The sequence below is a fragment of the Cellulosimicrobium sp. CUA-896 genome (genome assembly GCF_001942335.1).
GTDB lineage: Bacteria > Actinomycetota > Actinomycetes > Actinomycetales > Cellulomonadaceae > Cellulosimicrobium.
In genome coordinates, this window is record NZ_MKKH01000005.1 from 1 (window position 1) to 19,504 (window position 19,504).

At 72.4% G+C, this 19,504-nt stretch carries 13 protein-coding genes; 6 read left to right on the forward strand and 7 right to left on the reverse strand.

Annotated elements, in window-relative coordinates:
• Together BJF88_RS01895 and BJF88_RS01900 are read right to left on the reverse strand one after the other, a co-directional pair.
• Window positions 1-618: hypothetical protein (locus BJF88_RS01895; RefSeq protein ID WP_075827548.1), on the reverse strand; the 618-nt coding region annotated here is incomplete at its 3' end.
• A 69-nt stretch (window positions 619-687) separates the two neighbouring features.
• Window positions 688-1,380, reverse strand: a complete 693-nt coding sequence (locus tag BJF88_RS01900; RefSeq protein ID WP_075827549.1) for a histidine phosphatase family protein — start codon at window positions 1,378-1,380, stop codon at window positions 688-690.
• A 243-nt stretch (window positions 1,381-1,623) separates the two neighbouring features.
• Here BJF88_RS01900 and BJF88_RS20905 point away from each other — a divergent pair, with 243 nt between their 5' ends.
• The 3 genes from BJF88_RS20905 to BJF88_RS01915 all read left to right on the forward strand — a co-directional run bounded on the left by BJF88_RS20905 (window position 1,624) and on the right by BJF88_RS01915 (window position 4,473).
• Window positions 1,624-2,145: a nucleotidyltransferase family protein gene (locus BJF88_RS20905; RefSeq protein WP_255371669.1), complete on the forward strand. Its 522-nt coding sequence runs from the start codon at window positions 1,624-1,626 to the stop codon at window positions 2,143-2,145.
• A 157-nt stretch (window positions 2,146-2,302) separates the two neighbouring features.
• The gene (locus tag BJF88_RS01910) at window positions 2,303-3,511 is read left to right on the forward strand and encodes a cobalamin-independent methionine synthase II family protein (protein ID WP_075827550.1); all 1,209 of its coding nucleotides are present in this window, start codon (window positions 2,303-2,305) and stop codon (window positions 3,509-3,511) included.
• Window positions 3,512-3,663: 152 nt separating this feature from the next.
• Window positions 3,664-4,473: an alpha/beta fold hydrolase gene (locus BJF88_RS01915; protein WP_255371670.1), complete on the forward strand. Its 810-nt coding sequence runs from the start codon at window positions 3,664-3,666 to the stop codon at window positions 4,471-4,473.
• A 6-nt stretch (window positions 4,474-4,479) separates the two neighbouring features.
• Here the strand turns inward: BJF88_RS01915 and BJF88_RS01920 are convergent, their stop codons facing one another.
• On the reverse strand, window positions 4,480-5,592 hold the full coding sequence (locus BJF88_RS01920) for a saccharopine dehydrogenase NADP-binding domain-containing protein (RefSeq protein ID WP_075827551.1): 1,113 nt from the start codon (window positions 5,590-5,592) through the stop codon (window positions 4,480-4,482).
• A 627-nt stretch (window positions 5,593-6,219) separates the two neighbouring features.
• Between BJF88_RS01920 and BJF88_RS01925 the strand changes: the two genes are divergently transcribed.
• The 3 genes from BJF88_RS01925 (at window position 6,220) to BJF88_RS18770 (ending at window position 13,947) form a co-directional block, all read left to right on the forward strand.
• Entirely contained in the window at window positions 6,220-7,281 is a 1,062-nt protein-coding gene (locus BJF88_RS01925; protein WP_255371671.1) for a multicopper oxidase domain-containing protein, read from the forward strand.
• A gap of 156 nt (window positions 7,282-7,437) precedes the next feature.
• Complete coding sequence (locus BJF88_RS01930; protein WP_369824439.1) at window positions 7,438-11,982, forward strand: ThuA domain-containing protein; 4,545 nt, start codon at window positions 7,438-7,440, stop codon at window positions 11,980-11,982.
• A 1,299-nt stretch (window positions 11,983-13,281) separates the two neighbouring features.
• Window positions 13,282-13,947, forward strand: coding sequence for a hypothetical protein (locus tag BJF88_RS18770; RefSeq protein WP_139315860.1), 666 nt, complete (start codon window positions 13,282-13,284; stop codon window positions 13,945-13,947).
• A 94-nt stretch (window positions 13,948-14,041) separates the two neighbouring features.
• Here the strand turns inward: BJF88_RS18770 and BJF88_RS01940 are convergent, their stop codons facing one another.
• The 4 genes from BJF88_RS01940 to BJF88_RS01955 all read right to left on the reverse strand — a co-directional run bounded on the left by BJF88_RS01940 (window position 14,042) and on the right by BJF88_RS01955 (window position 19,119).
• Window positions 14,042-15,733 (reverse strand): hypothetical protein, encoded by a 1,692-nt coding sequence (locus BJF88_RS01940; RefSeq protein WP_075827552.1) that lies wholly within the window; start codon window positions 15,731-15,733, stop codon window positions 14,042-14,044.
• 367 nt (window positions 15,734-16,100) lie between these two features.
• Complete coding sequence (locus tag BJF88_RS01945; RefSeq protein ID WP_075827553.1) at window positions 16,101-16,988, reverse strand: HNH endonuclease; 888 nt, start codon at window positions 16,986-16,988, stop codon at window positions 16,101-16,103.
• A gap of 153 nt (window positions 16,989-17,141) precedes the next feature.
• Entirely contained in the window at window positions 17,142-17,789 is a 648-nt protein-coding gene (locus tag BJF88_RS01950) for a response regulator transcription factor (RefSeq protein ID WP_075827610.1), read from the reverse strand.
• A gap of 82 nt (window positions 17,790-17,871) precedes the next feature.
• On the reverse strand, window positions 17,872-19,119 hold the full coding sequence (locus tag BJF88_RS01955; RefSeq protein ID WP_075827554.1) for a sensor histidine kinase: 1,248 nt from the start codon (window positions 19,117-19,119) through the stop codon (window positions 17,872-17,874).
• Between the last annotated feature and the right edge of the window lie 385 nt (window positions 19,120-19,504).

A 19,504-nucleotide genomic window follows, 5' to 3' on the forward strand; every position in this document is an offset into this window, starting at 1 on the left:
CGCGGCGCGGTGCGGAGCGCGTGGGACAGGACGAGCTTGAGCACGAGGAGCGGCCCCACCCACGCCACCCACGGCTCGGGGGCGAGCACCGTGACGAGCAGCGCGACCAGGACGGCGGCGCCCGCGACGCGACGGCGCCCGCACGGCAGGGGGCACGAGCAGCGCGACGACGGCGACCACGCCGAGGATCCCCGCGTAGGTGACGAGCGCCGTCGACCACGGCAGGCCCGGGACGAGCGCCGCGACGACCAGCGGGTGGACGTGGACGGCGGTGAACGTGACCAGGCCGCGGCGCGACGCGCCCGGCGCGTGGAACCGACGCGAGCCCGTCACGGTCGCGTTGACGACGACCCCGCCGAAGAGGTCGAACCCGACGAGCGCGAGCAGCGCGACCTGCCAGACGGCGAGCCCGGCGTCGTCTCCCGGGGCGACCGCGAGCACGACGGCGAGCGCCGCACCGACCAGCGCCGTGCCGTAGCCCAGCGCGCGCTCGGTGCTCGTCGCGTCGGGTGCGGTGAGCGCCGCGTCGAGGCGGCTCAGCAGCGAGCGGTGCGGCGGTGTCGTCGGCGTGCCGTCGGGTGTGTCGTCGGGGGTGCCGTCGGGTGTGGCTGCGGTCATCGTCGTCCTCCCGGCTCCGGGCGTCTCCGCTGACCGAGGGTAGGGGGTGGACCCCCGGACGGGAACCGGTCAGGCCGGCGCGACGGCGACGGGCTCGACGTCCTCCGGCACCACGGCCGGCCGCGCGGCGACCGACCCGTGGCCGGCGACGTCGAGCCCCGCGGCGACGACGGCGGCGCGCCCGTCCGTGACCTCGACGGTCGACACCGACGCGTTCGGCAGCGCGACGAGGCGCGACGGGTCGATCGTCGCGAGGTACGCGCCGAGGGTCAGGCCGTGCCCGACGACGAGCACCTGCCGGTCCTCCTGCGCGCCGGGGGCGGCGGCGCAGTCGTGCGCGGCCACGATGCGCGCGAACACGGCGCGGACGCGGGCCATGAAGTCGGCGCCGGGCTCGCCGCCGCCCACGCCCGGGTGGGTGCCGGCCAGGACGGCGGGGACGAGGTCCGTCCACGACTCGACGGCGTCGAGCTCGTGCTCCGGTCGCCGCTCGAAGCTGCCGAACGACAGCTCGCGCAGGTCGTGGTCGACGGTCAGCTCCAGGTCGGGGTGGTGGCGCAGGAGCTCCATCGCCGTGAGCACGGCCCGGCCCTGCGGCGAGCAGTAGACGGCGTCGAAGTCGTGCAGCGACAGGTGCTGGGCCGTCACCCGCACACCGGCACGGCCCGTGCGGGTCAGCGGCGAGTCGCACGCACCCTGCAGGTGCCGGCGTGCGTTGAGGACGGTCTGCCCGTGGCGGACGAGCGTGAGCGTGAGGGTCATCGTCGGCGTGCCCTTTCCGGTGGTCCCGGTGCGGTCTCCGCGACCGACGCTAGGGGCGGTAGGTGACCGTGCGGCGTCGGGCGGACGGCCACTAGGCGTCCGTCAGGCGTCCGCCGGGCGACAGGCGCGGGTGTAACGGTCTGCCCGTCGGCGGTGGTCCCGAGCGGCTCGGCGCACGGGGACGAACCCTCTTCCGGAGCATCTCGGTCTCCGAGAGCATCTGCTATCGGAAGGTGAGGTCGGGTGAGCTCTGTCGAGAAGGCGTTCGCCGCATACCTGGAGGCAGCCGGTGCCAACGCGGATGCGTTGCGCGCAGAGGCCGGCGCGACGCTGGAACGCGCCGTCCGTCAGGCGCACGACCTCGGCTGGAGCCAGCGCCGCACCGCGGCGGCTCTGGGTCGTAGCCAGCCCGAGGTCAAGCGGCTGCTCGACCGCGCACTCACCCATGGTCGCCTCGCGGTCGTCGAGCGAAGCTGCCGGTCGGCGCTCGACGACGTGCTGCGCGTCAAGCGGGACGCCGTCGTCGAGGCCGCTGCTCGCCACGGCGCTCGGTCCGTGCGCGTGTTCGGCTCGGTCGCTGAGGGCAGTGACACCGCGGACTCCGACGTGGACCTTCTCGTCGACCTCGACGAAGGCGTCGGGCTCTTCGGTCTGGGCGCCCTCGAGACCGAGCTCGAGGAGATCCTGGGCCGTTCGGTCGACGTCGTGCCCGAGCGCACGCTGCGCGAGGCGGTCCGCGCGACCATCACGGCGATCCCGCTGTGAGGAAGAGCGACGCCGACCACGTGAGGGAGCGGGTGGTCGCGTGTGACGGACACCCGCTCCCGGATCGTGGGCGGTGACGTCCGGACGTCGCGACGCCGTGTGACCATCGAGGCCGCACGCGCCCGGACGGGCGCGGCGACGTGACGAGAGGCAGACCGTGCGCCGCAACGACGACCGCATCCAGACCACCCACGCGGGCTCGCTCCCGCGCACGCCCGAGCTGCTCGCCGCCAACGCGGCGCGCGAGGCCGGGGATGTGAAGGGCGACTTCGACACGCTGCTGCGCGACGCCGTCGTCGACGTGGTGGAGCGCCAGCGGCGCGCCGGCATCACGCTGGTGGGTGACGGCGAGTACGGCAAGTCGATGTCGTCGCCGATGGACTACGGCGCGTGGTGGTCGTACTCGTTCCAGCGCACGGGCGGGCTCGAGCTCGACACGGACGCCGCGTGGGTCCTGGCCGACGTGCAGTCGTCGCCGGGCGACGTGCGCCTGACCGGCTTCGGCAACCGCCGCGACCAGGCGCGCTTCCGCGAGGCGTACACGGACCCGACGTCGGGCATCTTCGCGGGCGAGGGCCCGGGCGCGTTCCCCAAGGTCACGGGACCGCTCACCTACACCGGTCAGGCCGCCGTCGCGCAGGACGCCGCGAACCTGCGCGCCGCCGCCGACGCCGCAGGCGTGCAGGACGCGTTCGTCACGTCGATCGCGCCCGGCTCCGCCACGCGCATCGCGAACGAGCACTACGCGACGCACGAGGAGTACGCGTACGCGTGGGCGGACGTGCTGCGCGAGGAGTACCTCGCGATCGTCGACGCCGGCCTGGTGCTGCAGATCGACGACCCGGGCCTCGCCGAGTCCTGGGACCAGATCACGCCCGAACCGAGCGTCGAGGACTACCTCGCGTTCTCGCGCGTGCACGTCGAGGCGCTCAACCACGCGCTGCGCGGCATCCCCGAGGACCGCGTGCGGTACCACCTGTGCTGGGGCTCGTGGCACGGCCCGCACACGACCGACCTGCCGATGAAGGACATCGTCGGTCTCATGCTCGAGATCGACGCCGCGGCGTACTCGTTCGAGGCCGCGAACGTGCGCCACGAGCACGAGTACCGCGTGTGGGACGACGTCGCCCTGCCCGACGGCAAGCTCCTCCTGCCCGGCGTGGTCTCGCACGCGACGAACGTCGTCGAGCACCCGGAGCTCGTCGCGGAGCGCATCGAGCGGTTCGCGGCGCGCGTGGGTCGCGAGAACGTCGTCGCCTCCACGGACTGCGGCCTCGGCGGGCGCGTGCACCCGCAGATCGCGTGGGCCAAGCTCGAGTCGCTCGCGCAGGGCGCCGAGATCGCGACGAAGCGCCTCTGGGGCTGACGGCCCCGAGCCGGTCGTGCCCCGGCGGGGGCACCGATCAGTTCTGCGGGCATCCCGCGTCGTAGGTCGTGACACCACGACCAGGCGGAGGCCACCATGAGCGAGCGCAAGACGTACACGCTGGACGTGCCGGGCGCGTCCCCACCTACGACGTGCACGAGCCGGCGACGGCGAGCGACCTGACCCCGCTCGTCGTCATGGGCTCGCCCATGGGCGCGTCGGGGTTCGAGCAGCTCGTCGCGCTGCTCGACGACCGCACGGTCATCACGTACGACCCGCGCGGCACCGAGCGCAGCACGCTCGCGCCCGACGGCGAGGTGACCATGCCGGGCCACGCGGAGGACCTGCACCGCGTCGTCCGGGCGCTCGGGCTGGGCCCGGTCGACGTGTTCGGGTCGAGCGGCGGCGGGATCGTCGGGCTGTCGTGGATCGAGCAGCACCCGGCCGACGTCGCCACGTTGGTGTCGCACGAGCCGCCGCTCACGGCGCTGCTCGAGGACCGCGAGGTCGCCGACGCCGTCGAGCTGGACATCGTCGACACGTACCACCGCGAGGGCTACGGACCGGCGATGGCGAAGTTCATCGCGCTGGTCAGCCACGTCGGGCCGCTGCCCGCCGACTACCTCGACCGGCCGGCCCCCGACCCGAGGCAGCTCGGCCTGCCGACCGAGGACGACGGATCGCGCGACGACCTCCTGCTCTCGGGCAACCTCAAGGCCCAGCCGGAGTACGCGCCCGACGCGCAGGCGCTGCGGTCGGCGGGCGTCCGGATCGTGCCCGCGGTCAGCGCGCGCGGCCAGGGCACCCTCGCGTGGCGCGGCGGCGCGGCGCTCGCGACGCTGCTCGGCACCGAGGCCGTCACGTTCCCGGGGGACCACGGCGGCTTCATGCGCAACGACTGGGCGCCCGACAACGACCCGGCGGCGTTCGCCGCGACGCTGCGCGAGGTGCTCGACCGCTGAGCCCGCTCAGCGCACGACGACGCCCGCGTCCGTCACGATCCCGCGCAGCGCGTCGAGCCCGAACGCCTCGACGGGGCCGAGCGCACCGACGTCGCGCACGCCCTGCTGCACGGCACGGACCGCCGCGGCCGCGAGGAACCGGGCCGTGAGGTCGTACGGGTCGGGGCCGTCGAGGCGCACGCGGTGCAGCAGCCGTCCCCGGCGGTCGCGCGCGTCCGCGACCACGTGGCTGCGCGTCGACGCGCGCCGCGTCGCATCCGGTCCGGCGCCCGACGGTCCGGCCGAGCGGGCCTCCACGGCCTCGCGCAGCCGGGCGCCGAGCACGGGCAGGCGCAGCGCCCCGGTGAGCAGCGCGGTCGCGGCCGGCACGAGGTGCACGGCGGGGCTCGAGGAGCCGACGACGACGTCGAGGTCGCGCAGGGCGGGCGCCAGACGCGGCAGCGCGAACGGTTCGCTGCCGCCCGCGGAGATGCCGCGCACGCGCCGTCCGCCGACGTCGAACGTCACGACCCGGGCGCCGAGCCGCTCGGCGCGCAGCCGCCCGTCGCGCCACGCGTACGACGGGTCGAGCAGGGCAGCCGTCGCCGTCGTCCGGGTGCCCGCGCTCGTCCCGCCCCCGCCGAGGCCGAAGTAGCCGACGCTCAGGCGCGTCGCGTCCGCGCCCGCCGCGCGCAGCGCCAGCACCCCGGCGAGGTTGCCGGGCACCCAGTCGTAGCCGAACGCCGTGAGCAGCGTGGCGCCGTTCTCCCGGGCGCGGGGTCCGTGCTGCTCGAACACCTCCCGGACGAACGCGGCCTCGCCGGTCGAGTCGAGGTACACCGCCCCGGCGTCGACGGCGGCGCGCACCGCGGGGCCGCCGCGGCGCGTGAACGGCCCGACCGTCGAGACCAGCACGTCGCCGCGCTCGACCAGCGCCCGGACGGTGCGGGGCTCCGCGACGTCGGCGACCGCGGTCTCGGGCTCCGCCCCCGACGCCTCGTGGAGCTCCCGCGCGAGGTCGTCCAGCCGCTCCCGCGACCGTGCCGCGAGCACCGGTCGCGCGTCGCGCGCGACGAGCTCGTGGGCGACGAGCCGGCCGGTGTAGCCGGTGGCGCCGAGCAGCACGATGCGGCCGGCCACGGCGCCTCCAGGGTCTCGGGGTGGGGGTCGGGGTGGGTGTCGGGGGTGGATGTCCGGGTGGGTGGCGGGTGCGGCGAGCGTACGGTCCCGCGGTGCGGCGCGCTCGTCGAGAACCTCCTCCGACGCGTGCGGACCAGCGTGCCTGTCGGCGGCTGCCAGGACCGATGTGGCGGTCGACCGTCGACTTTTGCCTGGTCACGACAGAACTTTCGCGCGCGTGTTGACATCGCTGTCTGGCTGCGGTCTGATGGAGGCCGTTGCCCCTGGAACCGACCAGGGACCGGACGGCGGGCTTGGGGGAGTCGGCCGCCCGGACCGACGACGTCGGGCGTGCACCGCGGCGCGCACCGGCACGGCCAGCATGGCCTTGGACCTCGCCGGCGGCACAGGCGCCGCCGACCGAGCCCCCGTACGCCTCCCGCACCGCCCGTACCCGCAGTCACCACCTGTACCTGCAGTACGGCGCTGCAGCACGCGTCCGACCGCATGAGTGCTGCACGCCGTGCTGCACCCCGTCCCGGGGCGTCGCCCCGACCACCGCTCGACCGTGAGACGCAGCGCACGGACCGACGCGGCGCGCCGTCGCGCCGTGTCGCCCCGGCGCGCCCGCGTCCGGAAGGAGAACCCATGAGCGAGTCGACAGACCTCGCCACCCCCAAGAAGCCGCTGTCCCGGCGCTCGTTGCTCATGGGAGCCGGAGTCGTCGCCGCGGCCCCGGCCGCCGCGCTCGTCCTCGGCTCCGGCGGCAGCGTCGCGGCCGCTCCGGCCGCCGCCGCCGTGCCCAGCGCGACGGACGGCTCGGTGCGCCGCATCACCATGTACGCCGAGCGCATCGACGAGCGGACCGTGGGCTACGGCTTCGAGCCGGGCACCGCCACCGTGCCCGGGCCGGTCCTCGAGATGTGGGAGGGGGAGACGCTCGAGATCACGCTCGTCAACACGACCGACCAGCGCCTGTCGATCCACCCGCACGGCGTGAACTACGACGTCAACAGCGACGGCAGCCCGTACCTCGGCTCGTTCAACGAGCGGGGGAGACGCGCACGTACACCTGGTCGACGACGAAGATGCGCCGCGACCGCGGCATCTGGATGCCGGGCAGCGCGGGCTACTGGCACTACCACGACCACGCGGGGGGCGACCACGGGACGCAGGCGTCGCCGCGGGCCTGTACGGCGCGCTCGTGGTGCGCCGCATCGGCGACGTGCTGCCGGAGAAGCAGTTCACGGTCGTGTTCAACGACATGCTCATCAACAACAAGATGGCCCCGGACACCCCGATGTTCGAGGCGAACGAGGCGAGCGCGTCGAGTTCATCTGCATCGGGCACGGCAACACGTTCCACACCTTCCACCTGCACGCGCACCGGTGGGCGAACAACCGCACCGGCCTGCTGTCCGGGCGCGACGACGTGAGCCAGGTGGTCGACAACCGCGACCTCAACCCGGGCGACTCGTTCGGGTTCCAGGTGGTCGCCGGCCTCGGCGTCGGGCCCGGCGCGTGGATGTACCACTGCCACGTCCAGTTCCACGCCGACGGCGGCATGGCCGGCATCTTCCTCGTGCGCAACCCGGACGGCAGCATGCCGCCCGGCGCGCAGGAGGCGATCGACCGCTACTCGGGCCACCAGCACACGGCCGCCACGACGACGCAGACCGCGCCGGAGCAGGGGGCCCATGCGGGTCACTGACCACGGGGGCCCGCCGCGGCCCGCCAGCCCGTCCGTCGTCCGGGATCCCGCCCGGGCGCACCGCACCGATGACGAAGGAGTTGGAGAGTGCTGACCAGACGAACACCACCCCCGAAGGGGGGACGCTCCGGGCCCGGAGCGCCGAAGGTCCTGGCCGTGGGCCTGACGAGCGTCGCGCTCGTCGCGAGCGCCGCCGTGATCCCGGCGTCGGCCCAGCCGGGACCTGTGGCCGGCAGCGCCGCGACCGCGGTCCAGGCTCCCGTCGAGGGGGCGGACCCGCTGCGGGTCCTCGTCTTCCACGGCGCGCCCGACGCACAGGACGACCCGGTCGTCGAGGCCGCGGCCGCGCTGCGCGAGCTGGGCGCCGAGAACGGGTTCGACGTCGAGGCGTCGTCCGACCCGGCGATCTTCAGCGAGGCCGGCCTCGGCGAGTACCGCGGCGTGGTCATGCTGTCGGCCGAGGGCATCGAGCTCAGCGCCGAGCAGGAGGCGGCGCTGCAGGCTTACATCGGCGACGGCGGCGGGTTCCTCGGCGTGCGCGACGCGGCGCGCGCCCAGGAGGCGTCGCAGTGGTTCACGGGCCTCATCGGCACCCGCATCGCGGGCGCGACTCCGGTCGCGGAGAAGGTGGCCGAGGCCACCGGCACCGGGCGCAGCCCCGATGCCGAGACCCCGCCCAAGGCCGTCGACGGGGACCCCGGCACGAAGTGGCTGACGTTCGCCCGCACGGGGACGCTCACGCTCCGGATGGAGGAGCCGGTCGCCCTCACGCAGTACAGCCTGACGTCGGCGAACGACTCCCCGGGCCGTGACCCGAAGAACTGGACGATCCAGGGCTCGAACGACGGCGAGACGTGGGTCGACGTCGACTCGCGCACCGACGAGACCTTCTCGCAGCGCTTCCAGCCCCGCACCTTCGAGGTCGGGGACACGACGGAGTACGGCTGGTACCGGCTCGTCGTCGCGGCGAACTCGGGCGACGCCGAGGTCCAGCTCGCCGAGCTCTCCATCTTCGGCCCCGACTCCGTCGAGCAGCCCGACCCGGAGATCCCGCTCGAGGAGCGCACGGTCGACCTCGTGGACCGGCAGCACCCGGCGAACACCGAGCTCCCGCTGACGTGGGACCGCGAGGACATGTGGCTCGACTGGGCCCAGGACCCGGCGGGCGACGTGCACACCGTCGCCACGCTCGAGCCCGGCCCCGACGCCGGCGCCACCACGTCGCCGTTCGAGCCGGTCTCGTGGTGCCGTGACTACGACGGCGGCCGCTCGTTCTACACCGGCATGGGCGGCACCGCGGAGAGCTGGTCGGACGAGAACTTCCGCAACCACCTCCTCGGGGCGCTGCAGTGGACGACGGGCGCCGTGCGCGGCGACTGCCAGGCCACGATCGCGGCGAACTACACCGCCGAGCGCCTGTCCGCGCCGAACGCGCAGGGCCAGCTCGACCAGAACGGCGAGCCCCACGGCGTGACGATCGCGCCCGACGGCACCGTGTTCTACATCGGTCGCGGCGCGTGCCCGTCCGGTCCGATCCCCTCGTGGGACGACCCGGACGTCGGCCTCGGCTGCGGCACGATCCACCAGTGGGACCCGGAGACGGGCGACGTCACGCTGCTCACGACGCTCGACGTCATGGGCAACCGCGGCAGCGGCGACGAGCTGGTGAAGAACGAGGAGGGCCTGCTCGGCCTCGTCCCCGACCCGGACTTCGCGGAGAACCACTACCTGTACGCGTACTGGATGCCGCACGAGTCGATCGACCGTGAGCGTCGCGTCGGCTACCGCACGGTCTCGCGGTTCACGTACGACCCGGCGGGCCCGACGATCGACCAGAGCTCGCGCGTCGACCTCCTCGAGTGGGAGACGCAGATCCACAGCTGCTGCCACGCGGGCGGCGGCATGGCGTTCGACGACGAGGGCAACCTCTACATCGGCTCCGGCGACAACAACTCGTCCGGCGGCTCGAACGGGTACTCCGGCAACAACTGGACCCAGGAGTACGCGGGCATCAGCTTCCAGGACGCGCGCCGTACCTCCGGCAACACGAACAACCTCAACGGCAAGATCCTGCGGATCCACCCCGAGGACGACGGCACGTACACGATCCCCGAGGGCAACCTGTTCCCCGTGGGCGAGTACCCGGCCGACAAGACGCGCCCGGAGATCTACGTGATGGGCGTGCGCAACATCTCGCGCCTGCAGATCGACCCCGACACCGACTGGCTCACCGCCGCGTGGGTCGGCCCGGACGCGACCATGCCGAACCCGGAGCTGGGCCCGGCGAAGTACGAGACGGCGACGATCATCACGTCCGCCGGCAACCAGGGCTGGCCCTACTGCATGGGCAACCGCCAGCCGTACCGCGACCGCAGCAACGAGGACGCGAGCGTCCTCACCGACTGGTACGACTGCGACAACCCGCAGAACACGTCGCCGCGCAACACCGGCCTCGTGGACATCCCGCCGGTGCGCGACAACATGATCTGGTACTCGCCGTCCGGCGGCGGCCCGGTCTTCCCGGACCGCGGCAACGGCATCCCGACCTACGAGGACGAGGACGCGACGTACACGATCCCGTGGCTCCGCGGTGGCGGCCAGGCCGTCATGTCCGGCCCGACGTTCCGTCAGTCGCAGGTGGACCCGGAGTCCGACGTCGCGTGGCCGTCCTACTGGGAGGGCAAGTGGTTCCTCGGTGACCAGTCGAACCCGAACAACCGCGTCGCGGTGACGGTCGACCCGGAGACCGTGGACGAGGCCGGTGCCCCCGTCTTCATGGAGGACCTGCGCCACATCATCCCGGGCGGCCGCGGCGACGAGCTGCTGCAGAGCTGGATGGACGCGAAGTTCGGTCCGGACGGCGCGCTGTACCTGCTCGACTACGCGGGCGGCTTCTTCAGCCTCGACCCGAACCAGAAGCTCATGCGGATCACGTACCAGGGCGGGGCCCCGACCCCGGTCCCGACGGCGTCCGCGGCGAGCGTCCAGGGCGACCCGCTCACGGTGCAGTTCCGCGGCGAGCGCTCCGGCGGCGTCGCGTACCACTGGGACTTCGGCGACGGCGCGACCTCGCGCAAGGCGAACCCGCAGCACACCTACCAGCGCGTGGACGACTACGAGGCCACCCTCACGGTCACCTACGCCGACGGGTCCACCGAGACGATCACGACCGACTCGAGCCCGAGCTGCACGCTCCCGGACGACCGGGACACCGTGTTCTTCGGGGACTTCGACTCCCGTGTCGAGAACCTCGACCTGGGCGGCTGCACGATGAACGACCTGTTCCAGGACGAGCAGGAGTGGGACAACCACAAGCAGTTCCTCCGTCACGTGCGGTCGGTCGCCAAGCAGCTGTTCGACGACAGCCGCATCACCGGCTCGGAGCGCAACGCCCTCGTCAACGCGGCCGCGCGCTCGCAGATCGGCGTCGACCCGGGCGGGTACCGCACGATCTTCGACGGCACCGAGGACTCGCTGTTCGACTGGGTCCAGGCGCCGGGCGGCGAGTTCACGCTCCAGCCGGACGGCTCGCTGCGCTCCAGCGGCGGTCTGGGGATGCTCTGGTACGCGGGCGAGGAGCTCGGGGACTTCTCCGTGAAGCTGCTCTACCGCGACGTCTCGCCGGGTGACCACCACGCGAACAGCGGTGTGTTCACGCGGTTCCCGGACCCGGAGGAGCCGGGCGACGTCGAGTGCGCCGAGGGCCAGTCCCCGGCGTGGGTCGCGATCTCGTGCGGTCACGAGATCCAGATCTACGACGGCCCGACGGGCGAGCCGCAGAAGACGGGCTCGGTCTACAACTTCGACCCGATCGGCCTCGACGCCGGCGGCGAGAAGCCGAAGGGCGAGTGGAACGAGTACGAGATCCGGGTGGTCGGCCAGCAGTACACGATCATCCGCAACGGCGTCGTGATCAACGAGTGGGAGAACACGCCGGGCCAGGAGTCGTCCCGCGCGGCGACCCGCCGACCGACCTGCGCCAGTTCGACAGCGGGTTCATCGGTCTCCAGAACCACGGCAACGCGGACCTCATCGAGTTCCGCGACATCCGGGTCGCGGACCTGTGACCGCGTGACCGGGCCGGCGGGGGCGGCGCTCGTCGCCCCCGCGACCCGGTCCACCCGGCTCACCCGAGCTCCCACACCCCCCAGCACACGACAGACGCACCACACTGCACATCGACGAGGAGTGCACACCCATGGAACGACGTCCCTGTTCCGGCTACGGTCGCCGCGGCACCACACGGCTCGTGGCCGCCGTGGTCGCCGGGCTGACCGCCGCCACCGTCGTCTCCGTCGCGCCCGCGACGGCGACCCCCCTGCCCGCTTCCCCGGCCGCCGTCGGCCTTCCCGCCGCGCCCGCGGCCGAGGTCGCCGCCGAGCAGGTGCTGACCTGGACCGCCGGCAACTCCGTCACCGACTACCTGTCGTTCCCGGCGACGGCGACCGCCGGCCCGGCGACGATCGTCTTCGAGAACAGCATCGCGACCGGCAACACGTTCGGCATGAGCCACACCCTGACGTTCGACACCTCGACGGCGGGCTACAACCACGACGTGGACCTCAACATCCTCGCGAGCCCGTTCGACGCGAACGGCGGCCTGCACGAGGCCGAGGTCACGTTCACCGAGGGCACGTACCGCTACTTCTGCGCCATCCCGGGCCACGGCGAGATGTGGGGCGAGCTCGTCGTCACCGGTGACGGCGGGGGCGGGGACGACACCACGGCGCCGTCCGTCACCGCGACGGTCACGGGTGACCAGGACGGCGACGGCGCGTACGTCGGCGGGGCCACGGTCACGCTCGACGCGGTCGACGACGGCTCCGGCGTGGCGGGCGTCGAGTACAACCTGGACGGCGCGGGCTGGACCGCGTACACCGAGCCGTTCTCCGTCGACGCCGTGGGCGAGCACTCGCTCGAGTTCCGCGCGACGGACGAGGCCGGCAACACGTCCGAGGCGCAGACGGCGACGTTCACCGTCGTCGAGGGCGACGTCGTGGAGGACACGACCGCCCCGACCGTGAGCGCGATGCTCATGGGCGACATGAACGACCACGGCCAGTACGTGGGCAGCGCGCAGGTCATGCTCCACGCGGAGGACGAGGAGGGCGGCTCCGGCGTCGACTCCATCGAGTACCAGGTGGACGGGCAGTGGATGCCGTACACCGCGCCGGTGGACTTCACCGAGCCCGGTGAGCACACCGTCTCCTACCGTGCGACCGACGCGGCGGGGAACCAGTCGCAGGTGCGCTCGACGACCTTCACCGTCATCGAGGGCGACGAGCCCGACACCACGGCGCCGACCGTGACCGCCGAGGTCTCGGGCACCGAGGACGAGAACGGCGCGTTCGTCGGCTCCGCCACGGCGACGCTCACCGCGACCGACGACGCGTCCGGCGTCGAGACCGTCGAGTACGACCTCGACGGCGCAGGCTGGGCCGAGTACACCGAGCCGGTCGTCGTGACCGAGCCGGGCGAGCACACGCTCGTCTACCGGGCCACCGACGCCGAGGGCAACGTCTCCGAGGAGACCGTCACGACGTTCACCGTCGTCGCGGAGGACAACGGCGACACCACCGCCCCGACCGTGGCCACCGAGCTCAGCGGCACGCAGGACGAGAACGGCGCCTACGTGGGCTCCGCGTCCGTCATGGTCACCGCGACCGACGACGCTCCGGCGTCGCATCCGTCGAGTACGACCTCGACGGTGCGGGCTGGACCGAGTACACCGAGGCCGTCGTCGTCGACGAGCCCGGCCAGCACACCCTCGCGTACCGCGCGACGGACGAGGCCGGCAACGTCTCCGAGGCCGGCACCGTCACGTTCGACGTCGTCGAGTCCGACGGGAGCGACACCGTCGCCCCGGAGATCCGCCACCGCGTCATGGGCCCGCGCAACGAGGCCGGCGAGTACGTCGGCCCCGCGTTCGTCCGCCTCCTCGCGACCGACGCCGACTCCGGTGTCGCGTCCGTCGAGTACCAGATCGACGGCGGCGAGTGGATGCCGTACTCCAAGGCCATCACGCTGCGCGACCCGGGCGAGCACACCGTGACGTTCCGCGCCACGGACGTCGCCGGCAACGTGTCCGCGCCGCAGTCGATCGTCGTCGACATGGAGGGCGAGGGCGACGGCGACGGTGAGGGACCTGAGGTCACCGCGGGAGTCGGCGGCAGCCGCACCCGCGACGGCGACTTCGTCGGCCGCGCCACCGTCACCCTGACGGCCGTGGACGAGGAGTCCGGCGTCGACCGCACCGAGTTCCAGGTCGACGGCGGCACGTGGCAGCGCTACGCCGCGCCGTTCGTCCTCGCCGCCGACGGCGAGCACGTCGTCCGGTACCGCGCCGTCAACGGCGCCGGCGAGGTCTCGCAGACCGGCGAGGTCACGTTCACGATCCTGGAGCTGCGGCGCGACCGCTGCCCGGGCTCCGACGTGCGCCCCACCGTGATCATCGACGGCAACGACTCCACCGTCGAGAACTTCGACGACGGCGAGGGCTGCACCGTCAACGACCACATCGCGCAGGACGACGAGTACCCCACCCACCGCGAGTTCGTCCGCCACGTCCGCCAGGTCACCCGTGACCTCGTCGACGAGGGCGTGCTCATCGGCGCCGAGCGGCAGCTCATCATCACCGCCGCGGAGATGTCCGACATCGCTCGCTGACGCGAGCCGCCAGACCCGGGCCGGGTCGCACCCTTCGTCGTGGGGTGCGGCCCGGCTCGTCTGCGTCCTGCACCCGCTCTTCTCAGCCTCGGCCTCAGCGTCGAGGGACCGTCACGGTAGGACTCACCGCCTGGGTGGCCGCGGCGTCGGCGGGGACGAGCACACGGAAGACCCGGTTCGTCGTCGTCCGCGAGACGGTGAACCGGACTTCGCTCGTGGAGCCGGTCGCGCCGCTGGCGGTGCGCGTCACCCGTGTGACCCAGGAACCGTTCGGCTGTCGTTCCTGGAGCAGGACCTTGCCCGTCGGCGCCACCCTGGTCACGAGAATGGCTGCGGTACGAGGTGTGGACGGGTGCGCAATCCGGGCGAGCGATGCGGTGCGCGCCACCGTGACGCGGGAGGTGCTCGACGTGGAGGTGAGGTAGGTCGACGTTCCCACCACGACGGCCCGGTAGTCACGCGACACCCGTGGCGTCGTCGTCAGTACCGCGACTCCCGCCTTCGCTGTCGTGGTTCCGACCGTGCGCCAGGTCGACGATCCCACCGTGCGCTCCTGGAAGGCGATCTGGACGCCGATGGGCTGGCCGGTCGAGTCGAGGACGGTGGAGCTGAGGACCGTGGAGCGGGTGGAACCGACTGTCGACGGCGATGCGAACGGTCTGCTGACACTGGTCGCAACCTTCGACGCCGTGAGCGTCGTCGATGCTGACGACGGCTGAAGCCGGTCGTTGCCTCCGAAAGACACCGTGATCTCGTGCGTTCCGGGGGTGACCTGGAAGTTGTGCACGACCCGTGCGCGCCTGCGCAGTCCGTGCTCGGTGCTTCGCGATCCGACCTCGTTCGCGGGCACGACAACCGTGCTCGCCGGGCGTCCGTCCACGCTGATGGCGACCTGCTGGCCCACGAGCAGGTCAGAAGAACCAGGCGTCCAGTCCAGCACCTCGGCCACGATCTGCGCGTGCGTCGCGGTGACTGTTGCAGCGGTGATCGTGGTGTCAGTCCGCGTCCGGTTGTCGACCAGGGCTTTCGTGAGCGATGCGGCTGGGTACCCGTCGTCCCCGAGGTACTCGAGGATCACCGGCTCGCCCACGGCGAGCCCCTGCACGGTGAGCCGGGCCCACGTCTCGTTGGCGTAGACCGGGGACGGCTTCAGCTCGGCGGTGCCCAGCACGTCGTCCCCACGACGGATGACGACGGTTCCGGTCGCTGTGTTCGGCGTCCTCAAGGCGCCGAGGTTGACGGTGCGGGGCGTCACGACCGTTGCGTCGAAGACCACGCCGGCGGCCTTGACGTCGGTCGACAGGCGCAGGCTCACCGAGCTCGTCGATGTCGTGATGCGAGCGGGCCACGAGCGCGAGCCACTGCCGTCCGCCGGATCGAATCGCATGTCGAGCTCGAAGCTCGACTCAGAGCGAGGTGCCGAGACGCCGATGAACGTGTGGTTGCCGTTGTACAGGCGCGACTCGGCCAGGACGCCACCGCTGTCCGCCAGTGCAAGCACGACGTTCCCCGCGGCGGGCAGCCCAGACGCGCACTCCCACACGCGCGCCGTCCCGCCGAACTGTCGTCCGTAGGAATGCGTCTGGGTGAACTGCGCGCGGTAGCCGTCGACGCACCGCGGACCGTCGTCGATCTCCGCCGGGCGAGGTGCCTCCGGAACGACGGCCTCGACCACCGTTTCGGCACCGGGTGCCGTCGCCTCGTCCGCGAGCGCGGGCGGGGTCGCGAGGAGTGACCCGACCACCAGCGCGATCGTGCACCACCACGTGGTCAGCCGCTTCGTCATGGCTTGCTCCTGTCCGACCGGTCGTCGCGGCCGTCCGCGTCGAGCAGCGTGAGCGTAGGGCCTGGGGTGCCCGGCGCGATACGGTCGCGAGCGCGTGAGGGGGGTGAACTTGTGCCGTTCTTCGCGGCCGTCGCAGCGGGGGAAGCAACTTCCATGAACTGTCGGTTAGTCGTCGTGTCATGAAAGTACTAGTACAACGACGGGCCACGCCGGCCGCTCCGCCGATCCGGCGTTGGCAACCGGAGGCCGATGGCTCGACTTAAGAGCAGACGATCGCAACTCAACCCTAGGTGCGTGCCGTGAACACCTGAGCCTAGGCGGACAAATGTCTCACGGGTTACTAGTAGTTTCGGACAGCATTCGCTGCTCACTGTGTGCTGAAGCGTTCAAAACGCCAGGCGAGAAGGTCGCGGTCCGGCCGATCGGCTCGTCTGCGAGGTTGCGCAAGAAGGCGCCCGTGCATCTCCTGAAGTCCGTGCTTGAGCATGGGGCCGTCGATCTCTTCGAGGAGGTCGAGGGCAATCCGCACCTCGCCGTCGGGTGTCACGCCCATCATGTTCTGGTCGTACGCGGCATGGTGGATCTTGCATAGGGCAAGGCCGTTGTTCACCGTCGGGACGCCGCGTTCGTCGCTGTCCGGCATGATGTGGGCGGCGTCGAGAAGAGCGCCGTGCTTGAGCTCGCAGATCGCGCACCGAGTCTCGTAGGCGACGAGTACACGAGTGCGGAACGCCGGCTGGTGGAGCCGCTGCTTGGCGAGACGGACGGCGTACTCACGCTGAGGCGTCGTCAGGTTTCGCGTGTTGGGGATGAACCGGAACGCCTCGTCAAGGGCGATGAGGAACTGACGGTTCTCCGGCTCGTCGTCGACGACGTAGACGGGCGCGACGGGCGTGTAGATCTTCGGCACTTCCTTGCGGAACAGGATGAGCGGCATCCCGGTCTCCATCGCATGGCGGAGCTTGCGGTTGTCTCCGCTCCACGGATCCCCGGTGCGGTAGGCGTAGTGCAGGAGGCCGTCCTCGGACTCGGTGTCGTCGTACGGGCCGTCGGCAGCGCTGACGATGGACAGCGTCGAGCCGAACGCTTGAGGATTGCGAATGCCGCGCGAGTAGTCGATGACGGGCAGCTTCTGGCCGTCGATGTGGAAGTCCAGGAGCTCGTCGCGGTGGAGAAATCCGCCGTTCGCCTCAGCCTGGTCCTGAACCCACTGGATGATGCGAGAGCGGAGAGCGGCTTCGACGGCGGAGTCCATGCGCGAAGCTCACCAGGCGTTTCGTCGCGATTCAATCTCTTGTCGGGTGAACTCTTGCATGGACAGTGCTGGGGTCTGTTCGCGAGCTTGAGGAGGGGAGACCGCTCCTGCTCGATGGAGCGTTCAGATCCTGCTGGATGTAGCGCAGAGAGGTTATGCGCGCTCTGCCTGCGTCAATGCGACCGCGAGCTGGACTCGGTTCGCCACGCCTAGCTTCGCGCTCGCGCTCGCCAGGTGAGTCTTGACCGTTGCCTCGCCGAGGAACAGACGCTGCGCGATGTCGGCGTTGGACAGCCCCTCCGCGACGAGCCGCGCGACGTCGAATTCTCGCTCGGTGAGTGTCGCGAGACGCTCCGCGGCCTCGCGCCGCCCCGCGGCGCCGGGCGCCGCGGCGACCTGCGCGAGGACTGTTCTCGTCGCACGCGGCGACAGGAGGCCATCGCCGGCCGCGACCGCCCGAACCGCCGCGACGATCTCCGTCGGCTCGGCGTCCTTGGCGAGGAACCCGGACGCCCCGGCGTGCACCGCGTCGAGAATGGCCTGTTCGGTGTCGAACGACGTCATGGCGATGACGCCCGGTGGGTCGGGCAGAGCCTGGAGGGCCCGTGTGGCGTCGATGCCGTCGACACGGGCCATCCGCAGGTCCATGAGCACGACATCCGGTCGATGCGCCTGCACCGCGGGGAGGACCTGGTCGCCGTCGGACGCCTCGGCGACGACCTCGATGTCGTCGGGCCGCAGGATGGTGCGCAGCAGGCGGCGGACCATCGCGTCGTCGTCGACGACCATCACCCTGATCACGGCGTGATCGTAGCGACGCCCGCCCACGCGCTGTCAGCAGAGCCGCCACGCGCTCGACCGGCGCGGACGCGGCCGAGCGCGGCTACGCCGTCGGGTGTACCCACGGCAGGTGCGCGCGCACGACGTACCGTCCGTCCTGGACGCCCGCGTCGAACGTCCCGCCCATGGCCTCGCACCGCTCGCGCATCTCGACGAGGCCCGAGCCGCCGCCAGGAATCCCCGAGGCGCCGACCGTCGCGCCCGGGTCGCCGAGGACGGGCGCGTCGGCGTACGGGTTGAGTTCCGGCAGCACGGCGTTCCGTACGGTGATGTCGACGCCGTCACCGGGCCGCGCGCGGACGTCGACGTCGGCTCGCGCACCAGGAGCGTGCTTCATGACGTTGGTCAGCGCCTCCTGCACCACTCGGTACACGGCGCGGGTCAGGGCCGCTGGGGCCTCGTCCGCGTCGGCGACGAACACGGTCGCGGTGAGGTCGACACCTCCGGCGCGGGCGTCGTCGAGCAGCGTCGCCAGGTCGCCGAGTGCGGGCGCCGAGCCGGTGTACTGCTCGGAGCCGGCGCGCAGGGACGCGATGAGCGTGCGCATCTCGTCGAGCGTGCGGTGCGCCGACGAGCGCAGGGTGCGGGCGACGTCGACGACGTCCGGGTTGTCCGTCGAGACCTCGTACGCCGACGCCTGCAACGACATGAGCGACAGCTCGTGCGCGACCGTGTCGTGCATCTCGCGCGCGATGAGCTCGCGCTCCTCCTGCCGCGACACCTCGGTGCGCAGCTCGTCGGCTTGCGAGCTGAGCACCCGCGCGCGCTGGTTCTCCGCGGCGGCCACCTGCTGCGCGGCGTCGGCCCGGCCGACCGCGCGGCGCAGGAACCCGGCGCCCACGGACGCGGCGACCAGGAGCGCGGTGAGGATCGCGTAGCCCGCCGGCGTCAGGTACGACGTGCCGGACAGGCCGGTGCTGGTGATCGAGAAGATCACCGCCTCGCCCTCGCGCGCCTCGTCGCGCCAGAACGACACCCCGACGGCGAGCGCGGTCGCCGCCGCGCACCCGACGACGACGCGCCACCGCCTCTCCCGGGCGATGACGAACGGCAGGGCGAGCAGCGGCGCGACGGCACCGACGGGTGTGAGGACGCCGGCCGCCGCCGTGGAGAGGCACACGACGACCGCGTACCGGTCCCGCCAGACGACGGCCGTCGCCACGCCCGCGAGGAGCACCCACCACAGGACCGTCCGTGCCAGCTGCGCGCCGGACGGCGTCGGGCCGTACGCGATGGCGTCGAACGTCGAGGCCATCATCCCGACGGTGAACGTCACGACCACGGCGCCCACGGTGCCCAGTGCGGACCAGACGCGGTGCGGCTGCCCACGCCGCCCCCGACCTTGCCCCGGGAGAGGCGCGTACCCCGCGGGGGCGAGGTGCGTCGTCGTGCCCCACGGCGCCGCCGGACCGACGGCCGGACCCGGCCATCCCGCGTACGTGACGACCGCCGGTGGATGGGGCGGCGGGTACCCGGCGCCACCGTGCGGGGCGCCGGACGGCGTCCCGGGAGGCTGCGGAGGCGGGTACATGCGGTGAGCATACGGTCGCGCGCCGACGCCGCGGCCCGCCCGAGCGGGTGGTCTTCGCGGGCCGGATCTCCACCGATCGGGCGGCGGTGACGAGCCGATCGGGGGATCCGACGGCGGGCGGCCGGCCAGCACGATCGTCGTCGAG